Source organism: Enterovibrio calviensis DSM 14347 (assembly GCF_000621165.1).
Classification (GTDB): Bacteria; Pseudomonadota; Gammaproteobacteria; order Enterobacterales; family Vibrionaceae; genus Enterovibrio; species Enterovibrio calviensis.
Genome location: NZ_JHZA01000010.1, coordinates 76,598 through 97,436 on the forward strand (window position 1 = coordinate 76,598; position 20,839 = coordinate 97,436).

At 48.8% G+C, this 20,839-nt stretch carries 14 protein-coding genes; 6 read left to right on the forward strand and 8 right to left on the reverse strand.

Annotated elements, in window-relative coordinates:
- Positions 1 to 148: 148 nt before the first annotated feature.
- Positions 149 to 1,387, forward strand: coding sequence for a voltage-gated potassium channel protein (gene kch, locus Q365_RS0110185; RefSeq protein WP_028023247.1), 1,239 nt, complete (start codon positions 149 to 151; stop codon positions 1,385 to 1,387).
- Between the two features lie 59 nt (positions 1,388 to 1,446).
- On the opposite strand, the gene Q365_RS0110190 is transcribed toward kch, so the two are convergent.
- The 4 genes from Q365_RS0110190 to Q365_RS0110210 all read right to left on the reverse strand — a co-directional run bounded on the left by Q365_RS0110190 (position 1,447) and on the right by Q365_RS0110210 (position 6,772).
- Entirely contained in the window at positions 1,447 to 2,382 is a 936-nt protein-coding gene (locus tag Q365_RS0110190; protein WP_245621538.1) for a DMT family transporter, read from the reverse strand.
- Positions 2,383 to 2,639: 257 nt separating this feature from the next.
- Positions 2,640 to 3,368 carry a two-component system response regulator BtsR gene (gene btsR / locus Q365_RS0110195; RefSeq protein WP_028023249.1) on the reverse strand — a complete coding sequence of 243 codons (729 nt, stop codon included), beginning with the start codon at positions 3,366 to 3,368 and terminating at the stop codon, positions 2,640 to 2,642.
- Between the two features lie 5 nt (positions 3,369 to 3,373).
- Complete coding sequence (locus Q365_RS0110200; protein ID WP_028023250.1) at positions 3,374 to 5,059, reverse strand: sensor histidine kinase; 1,686 nt, start codon at positions 5,057 to 5,059, stop codon at positions 3,374 to 3,376.
- Between the two features lie 228 nt (positions 5,060 to 5,287).
- On the reverse strand, positions 5,288 to 6,772 hold the full coding sequence (locus Q365_RS0110210; protein ID WP_028023251.1) for a carbon starvation CstA family protein: 1,485 nt from the start codon (positions 6,770 to 6,772) through the stop codon (positions 5,288 to 5,290).
- Positions 6,773 to 7,058: 286 nt separating this feature from the next.
- On the opposite strand from Q365_RS0110210, the gene Q365_RS0110215 reads away from it, so the two are divergent.
- A complete protein-coding gene (locus Q365_RS0110215) occupies positions 7,059 to 13,154 on the forward strand; it encodes a cadherin domain-containing protein (protein ID WP_028023252.1) in 6,096 nt (2,031 codons plus the stop codon).
- Positions 13,155 to 13,254: 100 nt separating this feature from the next.
- Here Q365_RS0110215 and Q365_RS0110220 read toward each other — a convergent pair whose 3' ends face one another.
- Positions 13,255 to 14,550, reverse strand: coding sequence for a permease (locus tag Q365_RS0110220; RefSeq protein WP_028023253.1), 1,296 nt, complete (start codon positions 14,548 to 14,550; stop codon positions 13,255 to 13,257).
- 284 nt (positions 14,551 to 14,834) lie between these two features.
- Between Q365_RS0110220 and Q365_RS0110225 the strand changes: the two genes are divergently transcribed.
- Positions 14,835 to 15,131 carry a helix-turn-helix domain-containing protein gene (locus Q365_RS0110225; RefSeq protein WP_028023254.1) on the forward strand — a complete coding sequence of 99 codons (297 nt, stop codon included), beginning with the start codon at positions 14,835 to 14,837 and terminating at the stop codon, positions 15,129 to 15,131.
- Between the two features lie 90 nt (positions 15,132 to 15,221).
- Here the strand turns inward: Q365_RS0110225 and fabV are convergent, their stop codons facing one another.
- From fabV to mobB, 3 genes are all read right to left on the reverse strand, one after another.
- Complete coding sequence (fabV, locus tag Q365_RS0110230; RefSeq protein ID WP_028023255.1) at positions 15,222 to 16,415, reverse strand: enoyl-ACP reductase FabV; 1,194 nt, start codon at positions 16,413 to 16,415, stop codon at positions 15,222 to 15,224.
- Positions 16,416 to 16,417: 2 nt separating this feature from the next.
- Entirely contained in the window at positions 16,418 to 16,873 is a 456-nt protein-coding gene (locus tag Q365_RS0110235; protein WP_028023256.1) for a methylglyoxal synthase, read from the reverse strand.
- 166 nt (positions 16,874 to 17,039) lie between these two features.
- Positions 17,040 to 17,630: a molybdopterin-guanine dinucleotide biosynthesis protein B gene (gene mobB / locus Q365_RS0110240; protein WP_028023257.1), complete on the reverse strand. Its 591-nt coding sequence runs from the start codon at positions 17,628 to 17,630 to the stop codon at positions 17,040 to 17,042.
- A 258-nt stretch (positions 17,631 to 17,888) separates the two neighbouring features.
- Here mobB and Q365_RS0110245 point away from each other — a divergent pair, with 258 nt between their 5' ends.
- The 3 genes from Q365_RS0110245 (at position 17,889) to Q365_RS0110255 (ending at position 20,797) form a co-directional block, all read left to right on the forward strand.
- The gene (locus Q365_RS0110245) at positions 17,889 to 18,401 is read left to right on the forward strand and encodes a hypothetical protein (protein WP_028023258.1); all 513 of its coding nucleotides are present in this window, start codon (positions 17,889 to 17,891) and stop codon (positions 18,399 to 18,401) included.
- A 144-nt stretch (positions 18,402 to 18,545) separates the two neighbouring features.
- The gene (locus tag Q365_RS0110250) at positions 18,546 to 19,631 is read left to right on the forward strand and encodes an endonuclease/exonuclease/phosphatase family protein (protein ID WP_028023259.1); all 1,086 of its coding nucleotides are present in this window, start codon (positions 18,546 to 18,548) and stop codon (positions 19,629 to 19,631) included.
- Positions 19,632 to 19,798: 167 nt separating this feature from the next.
- On the forward strand, positions 19,799 to 20,797 hold the full coding sequence (locus Q365_RS0110255) for a BMP family lipoprotein (protein ID WP_028023260.1): 999 nt from the start codon (positions 19,799 to 19,801) through the stop codon (positions 20,795 to 20,797).
- The last annotated feature ends 42 nt before the right edge of the window (positions 20,798 to 20,839 follow it).

A 20,839-nucleotide genomic window follows, 5' to 3' on the forward strand; every position in this document is an offset into this window, starting at 1 on the left:
CTCTCCCTTCGTCGGTGATCGGCCGATCTACCATTTTCGGCGCTTCGAGGTGTTTTCCATTAGTTGCTCATTGCCTAAGGAATGAAGCACGTTAATGCGCATATCGCTGACTATACTGCCTGAGTTATCAGCATATTGAGGGTGCGATTTGGGCATCATTCGGCAGGTTTTTCGACATCTAACGTCAGCGTGGATGACTATTCGGCACTATCTGGTCGCGGGGATGGTTTTCACCAATGGTGCGTTTATTTTCCTGTCGGTGTGGGGGCAGTCAACCGACGTGCTAGCCGTGTTCAATATCAAAACATTTACCGGCATCGATTGGGCTGATGTCGCCAATGGGCCGTGGTTTCTGTTGGGCATATTTCTCATGCTCAATGCCTTGGGGCTATTATTTCGAGCCCGTATTGCTTGGGCGGTCAGTATTATCTTACTGCTGATTTTACTGGCGTTTGAGTGGCATTTCTTCCCCTCTCTTTCGAAGCATTTCTATTGGAGCTTGGGTGCGATTACGCTCTTGATGGTGACAAGCAAAGACTTCAACCATTCCAGTGCCACTGCGGGCGGCATTGCTGCATTCATTAGTTTCATTGCATTGCTGTTTTATTCCACGTATGGCGCACTGTATTTCGGCGGCGGGTTTACCCCGAAAATTCATGATTTGATGACGGCGTTCTACTTTTCCATGGTCACCATGACCACGGTGGGGTATGGCGACATTACCCCCATCACCGAAAGCGCAAGGCTGTTCACTGTCTCGGTCATCATTGCTGGGATCACCGTTTTTGCCACCTCGCTAACCACGGTATTCGGGCCACTTATTTGGGGTGGGTTAAACAAATTAGTTAAAGGAGCGCCCAAGAAAATGAACCGGAAAAATCACTATATTGTGTGCGGCGTGTCGGTGCTGGCGACAAGCACCATTGTGCAGTTGAAGCAGCGCGGATTGGATGTCACCGTTCTGACGTCAGAAGAGGAAGATAAGTTTCCGTTGATTGAGCAAAAAATGGGGATGAAACTCGACATGCTCTCTGGTGATTGTACCGATGATGCGTTGCTAAAAACCGCAGGGATTGAACAAAGTCGTGCCATTCTGGCCTTGACGGATGACGATGCCACTAATGCATTTATTGTCTTATCAGTCAAAGAGTTGAACCCAGATATTCATACCGTAGTTGCAGTGAATGATGCGAAAAACATGAACAAGGTAAAGCAGGTGAAACCGGATGTGCTTCTTTCCCCACAATTGTTTGGCAGTGAAATATTGGCGAGCATTTTGTCTGGCGAAACCATCGACAATGACAAACTGCTGAACATGCTACTGCGCTCCGGTCAGGGGCTGGTGAAAGATGACATTGAAGCGGGCACAGAAGCAAAGAACGAATAGTTTTTTGTTGTGCCTTTAATCCTTCAGTCTGCTGTCAGGTGCTTGGTCGGGAGACATAATTATTGAACCGGTGAAGTCTGTTTACGCTGACTCCAAATCGTATGACCAGCCAAGGTTACAACGATGATCCCAGCCCCCAGAGCGACCGCAGGTGTCGGCATTTCCCCCAAAATCAGCCAGACCAACAGTGGGCCGAACAAGACTTCGAGCAGCAGGATCAAACTGGCTTCAGCGGCAGGAAGATACCGTGGGCCAACGTTTATCAGCAAAAATGAACACGGTAACACCACGCCACATAGCAACACTATATAGAGGTCTTTGATTAGCGGTAAGGAAAACGGCTTTGCCCCTGCAATGAGGGCGATAATGGCTGTGAAGATGCCGGAATAAATCAAAAATGCAGTGGCGTAGCGAGCTTGGGTTTTACGCAGCATGATCAAATAAACAGACATTGATATGGCGGTGACCAGCGCTAACAAATCGCCTTCTCTTTCCTCAAGCTTCGGCTGATAACCAAACACCAACCAGATGCCTCCAACAGAAATGATGATCGCGATGACGGTAGAACGGTTGAGTTTCTCACCAAGAAAGAAGAAACCCATGACAGCCGTGATCAAAGGGGCGGTATTGGCAATCACTAAGGTGCTAGTGACTTCTGTATGGTCTAGTGAAAAGACAAAACAGATGGTAGATGCTGAAAGAAGGGCGGCAGTCAGCAGTGTGCTGGTTTTAGGATGAAAGAAATGTTCTTTGATAATCTGCGGGTCAATTTTCCATTGTGCTAGAAAGAACATGGTCGCTGGCAGCAAGCCTCGCCAGAAAATCAACGTCCACTCGTCGCTGTCAATCAAGCGCACAAGCAAGCTATCGAAGCTAAGAATCATCACACCCATTAAGGTGAATAAACGGCCTTTAGTTTCACCTTGAATGCGACTCAAAGCCGCTGAAATACCATTCATCGTTACCCACTGTTTTATCATTAGTGTGTTAATCACTCACCTCTGCTGAAAGGTGTAAGCCGACTTGCTGGCTATGTCGGGCTGCGCTTGCAGGGAATAGGCTAACGCCCATGAGAACGAATGAGAGAACACGGTAACTAGGACGATAGTCCAAGGCGGTGGAGTGTGTTGCCACGTATCTGTGACAACGGTTTGTTAGCAGTGGGTTGATCAAAAGAGTCGATAAAACGGCGTGATAAAAACCGTGTTTTGCCTACGCCATAAGATGCGGCATCAGCCAAAATCGGTACTTATTATGCCTTTAGCCCTATCACTTCTTTTAACGCTTTCAGATAGCGACGGCTAATGGGAATGGTGAAGTTGCTGGTGGTGATGACTTCCGCCAACCCGTTGTCTAACAGAGTGATTTCACGAATATGTTGAACATTCACTAAGTATTGGCGATGACACCGCAGCAGTGGCGTTTTCTCCTCCAACGTTTTTAAGGTCAGTTGGGTCGTCGCCGTTTGGTCGGCGGAGCGAACATGCACGCCGCTGAGGTCTGTATACACGCTTTCTACACGTGAGGTGGGGATCAGCACAATACGGTTATGGCCCATACAAGGCACTTGTGCCAAATGCTCGCTGGCAATCGTCGCCACGTTCTGTGATAGCGTTCCTTTTTGCGCATCACGCTCCAGCTTTTGTAGGGTTTTCACCAAACGTTGAGGTTCAACAGGCTTTAGCAGGTAATCAAACGCGTTGTCTTCAAACGCCTGAATGGCGTATTGATCGTAAGCGGTCACGAACACCACATAAGGCATGGTGTCAGGGTCGAGCATAGAAAGAAGATCTAACCCCGTCACCTGCGGCATTTGAATATCAACGAACACCACATCGGGGCGCAATTCGTTGATTTTCTTTAACCCAACGATGGCGTTCGGTGCTTCGCCGACAACCGTGATGTTGTGGGATTCGCTAAGCTGTTCAATCAGTTCTTCGCGGGCAAATTGTTCATCATCAATAACGAGCGCCGTTAACATCCTACCTATGCACCTATATTCATTTTGGCGGCGGGAATGATAAACGTCATTCGGGTAAATTGGTTGCGTTCGCACTCTATTTTTAGCTGTGAGTCACGTCCAAATTGGTTTTCGAGCCGTTTTGTCACTATGTCTAGCCCCAGTCCCTGATGGTTACTATCCGGCGTTTCGTAACAGCCTGCATTGTCTTCAACCGAAATCGCGACACCAAGTGGTGATGGTTGGCTGTAAATGCGCACATCACCGCCATCTAGCAGGGTAGATATCCCATGCTTTATGGCATTTTCTACTAGCGGTTGCAGCGTGAAGCTTGGGATTTGAACATCCAGCAATGCCTCGTCAATGGCGATATCGACGTTGAGTCTATCCGTGAAACGCGCCTTTTCTATGCTGAGGTACGCGTTCACGTGTGCCAGTTCTTCTCTTAACGAAATGGTATTGATGTTCTGCTTGAGGTTGCTACGGAAAAACTGCGAGAGGTTTTGGATGAGCTCCCTCGCTTTGTTCGGATCACGGCGTACCACGGCACTGATGGTGTTAAGGGCATTGAATAAGAAATGGGGATTCACCTGTGCTTGCAACAGCTTAATTTCCGCCTGCGTTAACAACGACTTTTGCTGCAAGTAGCCACTGAATAGGATTTGGCTCGACAACAGTTGAGCAATACCTTCCGCCATCGACATATTAATGGTGGAAAACAGCTTATGCTTTCGTTCGTAAAGCTTGATGGTGCCGACCACGTCATCGCCTGAGCGCAAGGGAATAATCAAGGCTGAGCCAAGTTTGCACTCTGATGATAGTGAGCACTGATAAGGATGTTCTGTGCCATCGAGATAGATAATGGTGTCTTGGCGCATGGCGTCGAGCGTGCTTTGCGATGAAATTTTCGTTTCCGGTAAATGGTGATCATCACCAAGCCCGACAAACGCGAGGATCTTGTCTTTGTCGGTGATAGCCACCGCGCCAACTTGGGTTTCTTCGTAAATGATGCGGGCAATCTTATTGGCACTTTCTTGATGAAAGCCGCTGTGCAATATACCCACACAGCGTTTCGCAATGGTCAGTGCACGCCGAGAAAACGTTGCGGAGTATTTTTCGAATATGGTTTTGCGATCTTGCAGAATGCTCACAAACAACGCAGCGCCGAGTGAGTTTGCGATGATCATCGGGGCTGCAATGGCTGAAACCAGTGCGTACGCCTGATCAAAGGGCTTCGCGACGAGCAACAAAATCGCCATTTGAACGATTTCGGCAACAAAGGTAATGCCGAACACCACGAAAGGGTTGAACAATAGGCTAGCGCGGTGACGTTTTACCAAATAGACATGCAGCAAACCGCCGATCAGGCCTTCGGCTGTGGTTGAAATGGCACAGGCGATGTCGGTAAACCCGCCCAAGGTGTAACGATGAATCCCGCCAGTAAGCCCAACAAAAAAGCCCACGACAGGGCCGCCAAACAAGCCACCCATCACGGCACCAATAGCGCGTGTGTTAGCAATAGCATCATCAATGTGCAGCCCAAAGTAGGTGCCAAGAATGCAGAAGCCAGAAAAGAGCACGTAGCAAATAAGGCGATGGCTTAGCCGAGAGGAGATATTCAGCAAGGGCAAAATGATGGGGGTTTTGCTGAGTGTGTAGGCAAGAACCAGATAGACACACATTTGCTGCAGCAACGAAATAACCAGTTCCATGGCGAGCCTTAATGATTGTTTTTGCTATTGTACTGCTGCCCTATGCCCAAACAACCTGAAGTTGCTGAAATTGAACAATTTCAGGTGATTTGGGTATACAAGCTGAAACAAAAAGAGCCTGACAATTCAGGCTCTTGGTCTTGCTCCGAGCGGTTAAGTGGCTAGTCTCCTGGTGACTAGGTGAGTCACCAGGAGACTAGACGAATAGATGACTAGACGACTCGGAGGTTAAGCGGTTTTCGTGACAACCTCAGGTTTCTCTTCATCAGCAAAGTCAGTATCACCTTTGCCTTTGGATTTCTTAATCACATAACCTGTCACGAACAGGGTGAACAGAATGCCTGCGACGGTGGAAATGTTCATTGGCAAGCCAAAGCCCAGTGATGCGTTATTTAAGATAAAGGTCACACACACTGTGGTCATGAACATTGCTGGAACAGTGGCAATCCAATGCAGCTTGTTATGGCGCAGCAAGTACGCGGATGCGGTCCAAAGCATCATCACTGCTGTGGTTTGGTTTGCAAAGCCGAAGTAGCGCCAAATAATGCCGAAATCCACTTGCGTGAGTATGCCGCCAATAACAAACAGAGGCAGCGCCATGAGCAGACGGTTACGCAGGGTTTTCTGTTCCATGTTGAAGTATTCAGCAAGGATCAAGCGGCTAGAGCGGAACGCAGTATCGCCTGAGGTAATCGGCAGAATCACCACACCCAAGAAAGCAATAATGCCACCAAACACGCCGAGCAAACCAAATGATGCACCGTAGACCACGTTACCTGGGCCGCCGTTAGCGACAGCGTCTTGCAGTGATTCCAGTGAACCGAAGAATGATAGCGCAATCGCACACCAAATCAGGGCAATGATACCTTCACCGATCATCGCGCCGTAGAACACGAAACGGCCATTCTTTTCATTTTCCATGCAACGCGCCATCAGCGGAGATTGCGTCGCGTGGAAACCAGAGATAGCGCCACATGCGATGGTGATGAACAACGCAGGCCATAACGGCATGTCATTAGGGTTCAAGTTGCTGAACATGTCTTTGACTTCAAAACCACCCATGATGGTGTGCTCGTCGGAGACACCAATCGCAGTGATCAAGCCGACTGACATGAAAATCAACAATGCGCCAAAGAACGGGTAGAAACGACCAATGATTTTATCGACTGGCACAATCGTCGCGATGATGTAGTAAGCGAAAATGATCACGACCATGGAGGTCATGCTTACGGTCAGACTGGTTTGGTCGTTAATCAGGTTGGTGATCATTCCTGCAGGCGCTGATACGAATACCACACCAACAAGCAGCAACAAGACAATGGCAAAGATGTTCATAAAATGTTTTGCGCCATTGCCCAAGTAGCGGCCTGTGATGGTCGGTACAGAAGCACCGTCATTACGCACAGAAAGCATGCCTGAGAAATAATCGTGAACCGCACCCGCGAAGACACACCCAACCACAATCCACAACATGGCAGCAGGGCCATACAGTGCGCCCATGATAGGGCCAAAGATAGGGCCAACACCGGCAATGTTCAGCAATTGAACAAGATACACTTTCGGCGTGGACATAGGGACAAAGTCGACACCGTCTGTTTTTGTGTAGGCAGGGGTTTTACGTTGCTCGTTGATACCAAATACTTTTTCAACAAACGCACCATAAATGAAGTAGCCACCCAGTAACGCGGCGACACAGGTGAGAAACCAAATCATTGCAATCATCCTTATTGAATTAATTCACGCTGCCAACCATACGCCTCGGCCTGCAAGGGGGCATTTGATGTTTGGTTGAGTGGCGATATGACGTGCTGAGTGGTTGATGGGTTCTGTGAGCGGTTTTCGGTAGGCGCGGTGTCAGGCCTCACAGTGACTCTCTCAATTGAGTGATTTCTCAATAGTGAAATGAATGTACTACATTTATTGATGGATTCGTTTGAATTATTGACAGTGCGATGGATTAAATTGCCGACGTCAAATTGTGTTAACAGGGAAGAGAAGTATGATCGCAGTTTCCTCAGATGGCGCGTTACGTGTTGTTAATAGTAATGATTCCGCATCCGTTGGGGATGTTGTCATCGCTTTTCATGAAGCGAGTTTACTTGCCGCTCCAGACAGCAACGGCTATCCCGGACTCGGCAGTAAAGCGACTGTGTTTATTATCGAAGAATCCGGTCCAAAACCTTTTCTTGTTGCCCGTTCTAACGACGAACTGGATGCTATCCTCGCTCAGACCGCACCGAATGCAGGTATTGCGTCTGTCATTGGGTTAGCCAGATCTTCTTCTGCGACCAATTCAAACGAGGGCGCGGATGGCAATGAATCGCAACACGGCGATGAAACACGCGTTCCCCTTTCCGTGATTGATGGCAGCTTTCATCGCGGTATGTGGCTATCTGATATGGCAGGCTTTGATACTGAAGGCGCGGCCGGTCAACTCTCTTCGGTGCAGCTTGGGCTGCTGACTCAAGTGTTCCCCTTGTCCGACTTGCTTGACGTGGATGTGAGCGAGAATCTGGTTAGTGAAAATGCTCAAATAGGCGATGAGGTTGGCATTACCGTCGCCAAAGAGTTCGCAGACGCCCATGGTGATGTCGTGTATACCTTGCTGAACGACGGTGGCGGTTTGTTTGCCATTGACCCTGCGACTGGGGTCGTCACTGTGGCAGGCAATTTAGATTATGAAACGGCGAGTCAATACACCATTGAAGTTGCTGCAACCTCCGAAGACAACCAAGTCAAAACCCAAACTTTCACCATTAATATTGCAGACAATTTGGCGTCAGATGGCGATACGGATAATGCATTGTCTGGGGTTGGAGCGCTTGATGGCAATCAAGGAAGTCTTTCCGAAAGTGCAGTGAATGGCAGTTCGACAGGCTTGTTTGTGTCAGGCGTTGATGAAGATGGCGACACCATTAGTTATGCATTAGTCGATGATGCCAATGGGGCATTTTCAATTGATAGCGTGACGGGCGAAGTGTTCGTTGCCGATAGCTCATTGCTAGATTACGAATCAGCGACATCCCAAACGATTGAAGTCATCGCGACGTCGGTGGATGGTAGTACCGCAACACAAACTTTCGTGATTGCGTTAACCGATGATAATACCGAGTTCAGTATTTCCTCAGTGTCAGACACCAATGCCGCCGCCAATGTGCTTTCTGAAAGCTCAGGCATAGGCGCTTCCGTAGGAATCACGCTATCTGCTAGTGATGATGATGGCTCCGATACCATTAGCTATGCGCTTTCTGATGATGCTGGTGGGTTGTTCACTGTCGATCCTGTAACCGGTGAAGTGACGGTCGCCAGCGCTTTAGATTATGAAACCGCAACACAACACACGATCACTGTTGTCGCGACATCGACAGACGGGACGACGTCCAGCCAAAGTTTCACGATTGATCTGACTGATGATAATTCCGAGTTCACCGCTACCGCGATAACAGACACAGATACCGCAGCGAATACCGTGTCGGAAAGCGCGTCGGTTGGCGATTCCGTTGGCGTGACGTTTAACTCGGTGGATGGTGATGGCACGGACAGCATAACCTATTCGTTGACCAATAATGCGGGCGGATTGTTCGCGGTCGATCCCACCACGGGAGAAGTAACCGTGGCAGGTGCGTTGGATTACGAAACGGCGACCAGTCACACGATTACGGTGCTCGCGACATCAACGGATGGCAGCACGTCCACGCAGACCCTCACTATCAACTTGGGAGATGATAAGAGCGAATTTTCGGTCACGTCGATCAGCGACACAGATACCAGCAACAGCGTCATTTCAGAAAGTGTCGCTGTGGGCTCAACGGTCGGGTTAACCCTGAGCGCAACCGACAGTGATGGCAGCGATACCGTCAGTTACACGCTAAGTGATAACGCAGGAGGCTTGTTTGCGATTGACCCCACCACCGGCGTGGTCACGGTGGCGAGCGCGTTGGATTATGAAACGGCCACCCAGCACAACATCACGGTTGTTGCGACATCAACCGATGGCTCAACATCCAATCAGACCTACACCGTCACGCTGAGCGACGACAATTCGGAATTCACCGCCACCGCGATAACAGACACAGATACCGCAGCGAATACCGTGTCGGAAAGTGCGTCGGTTGGCGATTCCGTTGGCGTGACCTTTAACTCGGTGGATGGTGATGGCACCGACAGCATAACGTTTAGCCTGACTGACAGCGCGGGCGGATTGTTCGCCATTGATGCGAATACCGGCAAGCTAACTGTTGCAGGGGCGTTAGATTATGAAACAGCGACAGAGCATAGTGTCACTGTGCAAGCGATGTCGACCGATGGCAGTTTCACGACGCATACCTTGACCATTGCCTTAACTGATAACAATGGTGAGTTTGCTCTTACTGGCCTTACCGACACGGATACTTCAGCGAGTACGATTTCCGAGCATGCGGCCATTGATGATGTGGTTGGTTTAACGATTAGCGCGTCGGATGCCGATGGCAGTGATACCGTGAGCTATTCGTTGAGTGATGACTCGGGAGGCTTGTTTAAGATCGATGCGACGACGGGCGTGGTCACCGTGGCTGGCGCGTTAAACTACGAAACCGCAACACAACATACGATCACCGTGGTGGGAACATCTACAGATGGCTCCACGTCTAACCAAAGCTACACAATATCTCTCAACGACGATAAATCAGAATTTACGGCTTCGGCAGTCACGGATACCAACGCGGCTGCGGATTCTGTGTCAGAGAGTGCTTCTGTCGGGGATTCGGTGGGTGTCACGTTTAATTCCGTTGATGGTGATGGTTCAGATACGGTGACTTACTCGCTCACGGATAGCGCGGGCGGATTGTTCGCTGTTAACGCCACGACAGGCGAAGTCACCGTTGCAGGCGCCTTGGACTACGAAACCGCCACTGAACACACCATTACCGTGCTAGCCACGTCCAGTGATGGCAGCACATCAACGGAAACACTCACGATCAATTTGACCGATGACACGAGTGAGTTTTCAGTCTCTGCGATTTCAGATGTCGATGCAGCGAACAGCACAATATCGGAAAATGCGAGTCTGGGCGACACAGTGGGTTTGACCCTGAGTGCTTCTGACAGTGATACCTCTGACACGGTCAGCTATTCACTCACAAACGATTCTGGTGGCCTGTTCACGATCGATCCAAACACGGGTGTGGTGCTTGTTGCGGGTAATTTAGATTACGAGACCGCACAACAACACACCATTGTGGTTCAAGCCACATCGACCGATGGCAGCACAAGCAGCCAGTCTTACGTGATTGATGTGCTCAATGCCAATGCGACAGAGGGGGATTCGGATTCCCAATTGGGCGTGATTAGCGACACAGACACGAACGCGGATCGCATTTCCGACGAGGCCATTATTGGTGCAACGGTTGGAATTGATTTATTAGCGACGGATGCGGACGGCGATAACGTTGTTTACACGTTAACGGATGATGCTGGTGGGCTGTTTACTGTTGATAGTTCAACGGGGATTGTCACCGTGGCGGCCGACTTAAGTTCACTGACGGGCACGACGCAAACAATCAGTGTGCTAGCAACGTCCAGCGATGGAAGTACAAGCACCAGAGACTTTGATATTGATGTTATAGACGGTGGTGTGGGCGCAATTTCCGATGTCGATACCATGCAGAATCTCGTGAGTGATTCCAGCAATGAATATACCTCGATCAGGGCGCAGGCAACGGACGGCGACGGTGACACTGTCACCTATAGTTTAAGCGATAGTCATGGCGGCGCATTCAGTATTAATTCCTCGACGGGGCAGGTGTATGTTGCGAACCATAGTCTGCTCAATGCGTCCACTGACCCTCAGGTAACGATTGAAGTGACGGCGAGTTCCACCGATGGCAGTTCAGTGGTGCAGCAATTTACCATCGACGTCACATCAGAAACCGATGGGTCGGGCATTGGGGGCGTTACTGATACGAACGGTGGCGACAATACGGTGAATGAAAGTGCGGCTAATGGCACGTATGTTGGGTTAACCGCGTATGCTGATGCTGAGGGAATTGGCAATTGGATTGATAACACGGAAGTACGCTGGCACGGGCACGGTGGTAGCCATGTCACGGGGATACATGCTAACGGTATTCCCGCTGGGGCAACCGTCACGTTCTATTTGGGCGGAAGTGCGATATCAACGGTTTCAGCAAACGGCGGTACCGTCTACGCACATCATTCCAACTACAACCAGTCAATTTCCAATGGGACAAATGTATGGGCAACCGTCACCTATGGTGGTCAAACATCCAACGTGTCGAGCGGCCTTCATTTTCAAGATTCTTCGTATAACTATCCCATTTCCTTTTCAACCAACCAAGACTCTGTGTCCTACAGCCTAACCGACGATTACAACGGTGCATTTCAAATCAATTCGTCGAACGGACAGGTGACGGTGAGAGACAACACCAAATTGGATTTTGAAACCGACCCGAATCCCACGGTGACCGTGCGCGCAGTGGATTCATCAGGCAATGTGTCGTTAAAAACGTATGGGATCACGCTGACTGATGATTACGTTGCGCTATCAGACAGCTACACGGCCACAGAGGAAAATACGTTAACTGTCGATGCTTCATCTGGTCTTTTGGCCAATGATACGGGTGATACTAATGCATCTATCGAGATCGCCAAAGATGCTAATGGAACCAGTGCAACGACGGTGACGGGTGAAACCATCTTTACGACCTTGTTAGGTGGCACGGTGACAGTAAATGCTGACGGTTCATTTACTTATCAAGCACCGCTGCTTGACCATAGTGCGGCCGAAACGCAACAAGACAGCTTCTATTATCGCTTAGGTGATGGCGGTTGGACGCTAGTGACGCTCGATGTCACCGACCAAAATACAGTGGCTAACGACGATACAGATAGTGTTGGTGAATTGGGGCTGATTTACGGCAATGTTATTTCCGATTCGGGCGGTCAAGATTCCGCGAGTTCAGACGCGAAAGTGACCTCGGTGCTTTACGACGGAACTACGTTCTTCGTCAACGGCCCAACGACAATCAATGCGGCATTGGGGACCTTAATCATCAGCCCTGATGGTAGCTACAGTTTCCAATCCTCTGCTTCAGGTGGGGGATCGTTTGCCAACGAATTGTTTACCTATACCTTGGGTGACGATGATGGCGACACGGACACGGCGGTATTGACGATTACCCATGATGCCTCAATGACCGCCGTGGCGGATGTGGTATCGGTTTATGAGTCTGGGCTGGCTTACGGCTCTGAGTATGGTAACGAGCTTCACTATCGCGTTGGCAATGTGTTGGATAACGACACGGGCGTGACGGGTGACGCCACATTAGACTCGGTGCAATGGAATGGGTCAACGTACACGCCAGATGGAGACGGATTGATCACCATAGAAACCGACCATGGTGTATTTTCAATGTATACCGAAGATTTCGGCGTTCACCGCAGCGGCGAATATCAATTTTTGCTCACCTCGGCCACAGACGGCTTGAACGAATCGGAAGTGTTTACGTATACCTTGTCGAACGCCAATGAATCAGTGACGTCCACCGTGACGGTAAGTTTGATAGATGACCCAATCATTTCGTTTGCTGGCTTAGATGTTGATGAGAGCTTCACTGGCACGTCAGCCGATGAGACCATTTATGGCGGTGGCGGAGACGATACCTTGGATGGCGGTTTGGGTAATGACTTGATCGTTGGTGGGCAAGGGGATGATACGATGACTGGCGGTGCCGGCACCGATATCTTTAAATTTCTCCATGCAGACATAGAAGGACAGTCTGGGGTGACGGTCGACCATATCACTGATTTTGATTTAATGGCCGACGCTATCGACCTGGGGGATTTACTCCAAGATGAGAGCGAAACCTCGCTTGAAAGCTATTTGTCCATGGTGGACGATGGGTCGGGGAATGTGCTGATCAATGTGTCTAGTGAAGGCGATGGCAACGTTGATCAACAGATCATCTTCGATAATCTCAGCGTGGCAGACATGGCGACAGCATACTCCGTCGACACCGCAGGCAGAACGGACGGAGAGGTGAGTAACTTGCTGATTGAATCCATGCTGGCGCAACAACATTTGTATGTGTCTTAGTGGAAGATAACCAAACAACCTGAAATCGAGCATCTTCAGGTTGTTTGGGTATATAAGACAGTGAATTATCATCAGAGACAGTAATTTATTGTCGGTTGAGTTACATGCTCATTCCCATACCTGCGTTGGCTTTTTTTCCTACTTGGTAATACCAAATAGATAAAGGAATAAAGATAAGGTTCATGATGGTGGTGAAGTTAATACCTACGCCATCTTGAATCAGAGGTCTGAGGGTTTCACTAGAGACTGCAACACCGAACCCCGTGAAAATGGCGTCGATACAAAGCCCAGTAAATAAAATCCCTACAAACAATAACCCTACCATCCATTTTGTCGGGCGAGAGCCATAGTATTTTTGATAAACCCGCATCATGGGAATAGTCAGCACATCCGCAAGAATAAACCCAATCACACCGCCAAAAGAAATACCGCCATGCCATAGCGCGGCAGCAAGCAGCAGGTTTCCTACAGAGCATACGTAGGCGATCATCGCGACAAAAATACCAATAATGACATCAAGGAAAGAGTGTAACCAAGCGGGTATGTCGACGCTGCTGCTGATAAATAACGCGCGCCAGCCGTCGATTGGCACAATGGCAATCAGGAACGAAGAGACCACGACGCCAATCAATATTTCTTTGCCTATCATGGCAAGATCCATGTGAAAGAAACCTGCAGCTTTGCTGATTTTGGTCATGCGGGAAGACATTTGCGGTGTGTTATTCATTGAATGCGGCTTTGACGTCATGTCCATGTGTTGATGACCCTCATGCTGCCTGTGGGACATATCCATCCCACAATCGATGTCTTGGTCATGGGCATCTTCAGGCATTGTCATGTGTTCATGGTGGGCGTGCTCATCGTGCTTCATGGCGGACATGTCCATGCCGCAGTCACTCATTTCCTCCTTCATTTTGTCGGGTTTTTGTTCATCGGCGAGCTTTTGTCTCAGCTCCTTTTCCACGTCTTTGGGAAAGAAACGTTCGAACAGGAGCGAAACGGCCATAATCAAAATCAACCCGCCGATGATTTCGCCCCAAAAAAAGGTCCAACCCAATAAAGCAACCAAGACGATAAACATCTCCACAATCAGGTTTGTGCTCGATACTAAAAAAGCCATCGCATTAGCAATAGTGGCTCTTTTCATCAGTAACGTGTGGGACATGGAAGCAGCAGCGTAAGAGCAAGATGAAGAGACAACGCCCAGTAGGGTGGTGAATGACAGGCTTTTAACGCTGGTTTTTCCCAAGTGGTTGGCCACGGTATCGACAGGAAGCCAGTTTCGAATAAAAGAAGAAAGCATTAAACCAAATGCCAGCGGCCAATAGATTTGCCACACCATGTTGAAAAACACATCAATGAAATGAAAAGCAACGTTGGAATTCTCGCCATCCATCACAGCTTTCTCGTCTGTTGGGAAGTTGGAGCAAAGGGTAGTGGACGAAGGCGAGATAGCGTGTATCAAAACAGATATCGCTGAGCGACCGCCATGCTTAATGGGGTAAACGCGATGTAAAGGCAGCGGAAGCGTCAGCATTGAGGTGTGCGACACTCTGTTTTAGCAAAGTGGGTTTGGCGTAGCGTGAAACACCACACACTATTGGGGGTAATGTGTCGAAATCGGTTTATCCGCTGAGGTGAAGGTTTACACTCTAGGTTACTGCCTAGGAGGGTGTCTTTTTGAGTAAACCAAGCAAAACAAAAACCAGCTTTTATCGTCGCTTGTTAGTCGCGTTTCTTATCGATCAAGGTGTGAACACTGTCCCCGCGATCATCAAAGAAACCGGTATGCCAAGACGCACAGCGCAAGACACCATTGATGCATTGGAAGAACTCGATATGGATGTGCAGTTTGTCGGCGCGACGAAAAACGGGGGCTATCAAGTCCACGACTGGGGAGCAGTGAATCGCGATTGGGTTGCCCTCAATGAAGATCGAATCCGAGAGGCGTTGGAATACCCAAAAGCTGAAGCGTAATTTGTATGCTTTGCGTGCCAAATAATTTGTGCGCCAAATAAAAAGCCGCTATTTGATATCTAGCGGCTTTTTAGATGACGGAGTGTTTGGCTATGGAACAAGTGTTTTTAACTGCTCGATGTCGACAGGTGCTTGGTAATCGACATCAGAGTAGCCAAAGCCGTTCAGTTTTAAAAAGTCGTTGAGTACGCCTTTATAGTCGGCCATTTGTTCAAAATTCTCTGGCGTCATTTCCGCCAAAATCGCACTCACTTCGTCTTGAACATCTTGTTGAAGTTCCCAATCGTCTATTCGGATCAGGCCTTCGTTGTCTCTGTTGTTATCGTCGTTCCATTTTTGATAGAACAAGCGATCCATCTGCTCGATGCAACCCTCTTGCAAGCCTTTGGCTTTCATTACACGGTAAAGCGCGAGCAAATAAGGGGTTAGGCCCGGAATGAACACGCTTGCTTTGGTAACAAGGGCTTTGCAAACCGCAATGTCGGCTTTGCCATGAATGCCAGATAGCAACGCATCAATATCATGACGGGTTTGATGCAAATGGGTTTTGGCTAGGCCCAGCGTACCTTTGTGGTAAATCGCATGGGTGTGCTCAGGCCCAATATACGAGTAAGCGACGGTACGACAACCTTCGGCAAGTAATGCGTTGTCTTGCAGGAACTGCATCCAGCTTAGCCAGTCCTCGCCGCCCATGACTTTCACTGTGTCGTTGATTTCTTGATCACTGGCAGCGGAAAGGGTCACTTGGTTAAGGCTGTTGCTTTCAAAATTGATGGAATAGCCTTCAACGGATTCACCCACTGGTTTGATGGATGAACGCCAAAATTCGCCAGTTTCAGGGTTGGGTCGTACGCCCGTGGCAAGGGAATACACCACCAGATCGACTTTCCCGCCGCATTGTGTACGAATGGCGTCAGCCACGGTTTGGCGCGTTTGTTCTGAGAAGGCGTCACCTACGATGTTAGAGGTGATCAAGCCTGCTTTTTCAGCCGCGTCTTTCACATAAATGTTGTTGTACCAACCTGCACTGCCTATTCCTTTATCAGAAATGCCGCGCTCAAATGACACGCCAATCGTTGAAGCGTTCGCTGGGCCAAAAGTAAGTGCAATGCGAGAAGCCAGCCCAAATCCAGATGACGCACCAAGCACCAGTACATTCTTAGGTAGACCAGGAGTGGTTTGCTGCAGTTGCGCGTGGCGAATTTGTTCATCAATGGCTGCTTTGCATCCAATAGGGTGGCAGCTGCGGGCAACGACACCCTGAATTTGAGGCTGGATAATCATAGTTACAGGCGTTCTTCTAAGTAAGAGTTGTAGTCTGGGATCTCAACTTGTACTTCGTCGTTCATCAGCGGTGAAGTGATGAGGTAGCGAGCGGTTGCACGGTTGATAGCCACAGGAATGTTCCATACTGCAGCGATACGCAGCAGGGCTTTTACGTCAGGGTCATGAGGAACAGAGCTGAGAGGGTCCCAGAAGAAAACCAGCACATCGATTTTCTTTTCACAGATCATCGCACCTAACTGTTGGTCGCCGCCCATCGGACCGCTCATCAGAGATGTGATCTCAAGGCCTGTTTCACGCGTTAGAATCGTTCCGGTTGTTCCAGTTGCGAAGAGTTGATGTTGAGAAAGAGCGTCTTTGTTTTCTTTCACCCAGCGCAGAAGATCGGTTTTGCAGTGATCATGTGCAACTAGAGCAATTTGTTTAACTTTGCTGACTGTACGATTGGTTGACTTCATGTGGTACTGCTTTCCATTGTGGGGATGATGAGTCATTTTGGTGACTTTGCCGGAATTGAGCGACACGATAATCGTTATTTCCAGACATTGATCGTTAAATACTGGATGTAGAGCCGCATTTCGGTGTGATTGTGACTTTTCTCACTGGGTTCTTTATCTGACTGTGTTATCCGTTTTTTTCTCTTTTATTGACGAGATAGGGCAGATACTTCTCTTCGACAGAGGCGTCGGTTAACCAGTGTCTGATAAACAAGGCAATATCTTCTGGGTTGTTAAGATCCAGAGCATGAACATTACTTTGTGCAAGAGAAGCTAATGGCTCATCACTTGCGACGGCGATGACATTGGCGTCGCCAGTATGCAGTTTGGGCTTGCCATATGAAGGTCTATACACCTCAATTTTTGTTAACACCTCATCGCGAAACCCTTCAACCAGAACGACATCGAGACGAGAATGATCTAATTGAATCAAGCACTCATGCAGTGAAGGCTCACGATCAGGCTCATCGTGATACTCGAAAAAAAGCATGTGACGTTTTGAGGTCGCGAGAAGTAATTGATCACTGCCAGCATAACGAAGTCGATAGCTGTCTTTACGAGGTGAGTCGGGCTCAATGTCATGATGGCTGTGTTTTAACAGCCCAACACGTAATCCAGATGCCTTCAGATGTGGGATAACACCTTCTAATAGTGTGGTTTTTCCTGAACCGCTAAATCCTGCGAAACCGATAACTGGTGTGGAGGAGGAGTGTTGCATCTTGTTAACGCCTGTTTTCCAAAAAGTGATAAAGACCAAATTAATTGTGACGAGCACGGCATTTTTGCGTGCACAGTGACGTAGACAAACTACAGTTAGCGTTGTCGTTGCATATTACAGCTAAATTCTAGGGGAGAGTGAATTCGGTCTGTTATGGTCTTACGGTTTAGGGCAAATGATGGATGTCCCTTGCGTTGGCAGACCCGACAGTACTCTCAAATATCATTAGACGACACTAAATTATCATGGAGCGATAATATGTGGGTTACCTTGGATTTTGAAGCATCAGGTTTAACCGATGCTTCATACCCGATAGAAGTTGGCTACAGCTTGCCCGATGGGGCCAGTGTTAGCTTACTTATCAACCCAGACTCTTCGCCCGAAGCATGGCAGTATTGGGATGATTACGCGGAGTTTGAAATTCATGGCATTAGCCGTGACTATCTGAAAGTGAATGGCTTGTCCGTTTTTGATGTGTGTGCACATTTGAATGACACCCTGTGTTATTTCGATGATGTGCTGTGTGACAGCCAATGGGATTTGTTCTGGTTGGGCAGGCTCTACAAAGCCGCCCATATGCGTCCTACGTTTACGTTGACGGAAGTCGGTCACTGGCTTCATCGTCATGATGGCATCGACAGAAAAGATTTCTTGAGTGCATTGGAATCGCTAGGCCCTGCGCCGCATCGTGCCGAAGCGGATGCCAAGCAGATTCGACATGCGCTTTCTATGGTATTGGATCGCCAGCACAGTCAACAAAGCTGTTCCTAGATGTCAGTAATACATAGATTTTAGTAATACATAGATGTCAGTAATATCGAGTCTGAGTAACACTTAGTTCTGTTCGCTAGCCGTGAGAGTGCGTTACCCTTCATTCTAATCTTTGCATTGACGTAAATTTTGGATCTAGACGACATGGTAACGCCTCAATCCCTCCTTCGATTTGCAACATTTAATGTGGCGATGTCGGCAGATAAGCCCGATCAGATGTTTACCTCGCTGAGAGACGCGAGTAGCCCACGATTTAGCCGTATTGCCGCTACCATTCAACATTACCAACCCGACGTTCTCTTGCTATGTGAATTCGACCACCTTGGCGAAGGCGGGGATGATGGGATGTTGGCGTATTTCCAGTCGCATTTCCTCAGCGTGTCGCAACATGGGCAACCTCCGATTTCGTACTCGTTTCAGTATCTGCCTCCTACTAACACAGGGTTAGCACTGTTTGAGGGAGAAGACATCACAGAGAGCCCTGAACGTGCGCAAGGGTTCGGCCGACATCATGGTCAGTACGGCTTTGTGTTACTCAGCAAGTACCCATTAGATATCGATAACGTTCGTAGCTGGCAGCAGTTCCTTTGGAAAGATATGCCGCAACACCGAATGCCTTTGGATCATTTTGACCAAGAGGTACAAGCAAGGCTGCGCTTGTCGTCGAAAAACCATGTGGTTGCTCCTGTCATGGTGGGCGATAAAACCATTCATGTAGTGGCGTGTCATCCCACACCTCCCGTCTTTGATGGCCCAGAAAAACGAAACCTTAAGCGCAACGCAGATGAACTTCGTTTGCTGCACGACATCTTGCGCAATCAACCGTATCTAACGGATGACAAGGGCGTGGCAGGCGGCTTAACACCAGATTCATCGTTTGTGGTGATGGGGGATCTCAACGCCGACCCGTATAACGGAGATGGCGACAGAAAAGTCATTACCCAATTACTGGCTGATCCCCGAGTCCAATCTATGCCAGCGCCAATCAGCAACGGCCCATCGCACTTCGTTCGAGGGCAGATGCGTCATAAAGACTGCGCCACACATCAGCGAGGTTTGCGTCTTGACTATGTGTTGCCTTCCAGCGACTTACGCCTTCATGCTAATGGTGTGTTTTGGCCAGCCCCTCATGAACCGACGTTTTCGCTTCTCGCAAACGATGCGAGAAAGCTTCGTGCTTCATCATCCTCTGATCACCGATTAGTTTGGGCTGACATCGGCATAAATTAACGAGAGTTGTCCTTTTGGTATTCGCACGGCGTCCCAAAAACGAGTGGGGTGTGTGAAAGTGTTCAAGATTTCATCGTTTTGATGGCGGTTAAGGTTCCGTGTGTTGTGAGTTAAATGTTAACGTTGATTCGAAACTATGGATTTCTTCAATGAATGGAGTAGCAAGGATGAAAACGATCACCTCACTGGCAGCAGCAATTACCCTTGGTCTGATGTCAGCATCGGCGTCAGCCGACGCGTTTAAGCCTTCTGTGATCTTTGATATGGGTGGTAAGTTTGATAAATCATTCAACCAAGCCGCATACACAGGTGCAGAAGCATTTAAAGAAGACACAGGTATTAGCTACGGTGAGTTTGAAATCACCAATGAAGCACAGCGCGAACAAGCCATGCTTCGTATGGCGCAACGTGGTTTCAGCCCAATTGTTGCGGTTGGCTTCCAGCAAGCACCTATCGTAGAAAAAGTCGCGAAGCAATTCCCGAAAACCCAGTTCGTTATTATTGATGCCGTGGTTGATCTGCCTAACGTGCGTTCTGTTGTGTTTAAAGAACACGAAGGCTCGTTCTTGGTGGGCGCATTGGCCGTCATGAAAAGTGAGAGCGACAAAGTCGGTTTCGTTGGCGGTATGGACATTCCTTTGATCCGCAAATTTGCGTGTGGCTATGAGCAAGGCGCGAAGTTTCAAGCTGCAGATGCCGACGTGATTCAGAACATGACAGGCTCGACCCCTGCTGCGTGGAACAACCCAACCAAGGGTGCAGAGTTGGCTAAATCGCAGTTCGATAAAGGTGTCGATGTGGTTTATGCGGCAGCTGGTGGTACGGGTGTTGGCGTTTATCAAGCCGCGGTTGATGAAGGCAAATTCGCAGTGGGTGTTGATTCAAACCAAAACTACCTGCACCCAGGCGTAATGCTGACCTCAATGGTTAAGCGTGTCGATGTGGCGGTTCAAGATGCATTCAATGATGCGAAAAGTGGTCAATTCACACCGGGCCTACAAGCGCTTGGCCTAAAAGAAGGCGGTGTTGACTGGGCACTGGATGAGTACAACAAAGATCTCGTGACGCCTGAAATGGAAGCTCGCGTTAAACAGATCCGTGATGACATCATTGCTGGAAAAATCGTGGTTCACGATTACTTCAGCTCTGATTCTTGCGAATACTAATTAGCGACAATATCGCCCTCTGATTGTGTAAAGCATCAGGGG

Excerpts from the sequence above, each read along its gene's own strand:
- Q365_RS0110210 (WP_028023251.1), bottom strand. The coding sequence starts at position 6,772 with ATGATTTGGTTTCTCACCTGTGTCGCCGCGTTACTGGGTGGCTACTTC.
- Q365_RS0110235 (WP_028023256.1), bottom strand. The coding sequence starts at position 16,873 with ATGAAGTCAACCAATCGTACAGTCAGCAAAGTTAAACAAATTGCTCTA.
- btsR (WP_028023249.1), bottom strand. The coding sequence starts at position 3,368 with ATGTTAACGGCGCTCGTTATTGATGATGAACAATTTGCCCGCGAAGAA.
- Q365_RS0110245 (WP_028023258.1), top strand. The coding sequence starts at position 17,889 with ATGTGGGTTACCTTGGATTTTGAAGCATCAGGTTTAACCGATGCTTCA.
- Q365_RS0110200 (WP_028023250.1), bottom strand. The coding sequence starts at position 5,059 with ATGGAACTGGTTATTTCGTTGCTGCAGCAAATGTGTGTCTATCTGGTT.
- Q365_RS0110250 (WP_028023259.1), top strand. The coding sequence starts at position 18,546 with ATGGTAACGCCTCAATCCCTCCTTCGATTTGCAACATTTAATGTGGCG.
- fabV (WP_028023255.1), bottom strand. The coding sequence starts at position 16,415 with ATGATTATCCAGCCTCAAATTCAGGGTGTCGTTGCCCGCAGCTGCCAC.
- Q365_RS0110215 (WP_028023252.1), top strand. The coding sequence starts at position 7,059 with ATGATCGCAGTTTCCTCAGATGGCGCGTTACGTGTTGTTAATAGTAAT.
- Q365_RS0110255 (WP_028023260.1), top strand. The coding sequence starts at position 19,799 with ATGAAAACGATCACCTCACTGGCAGCAGCAATTACCCTTGGTCTGATG.
- Q365_RS0110220 (WP_028023253.1), bottom strand. The coding sequence starts at position 14,550 with ATGGATGGCGAGAATTCCAACGTTGCTTTTCATTTCATTGATGTGTTT.
- mobB (WP_028023257.1), bottom strand. The coding sequence starts at position 17,630 with ATGCAACACTCCTCCTCCACACCAGTTATCGGTTTCGCAGGATTTAGC.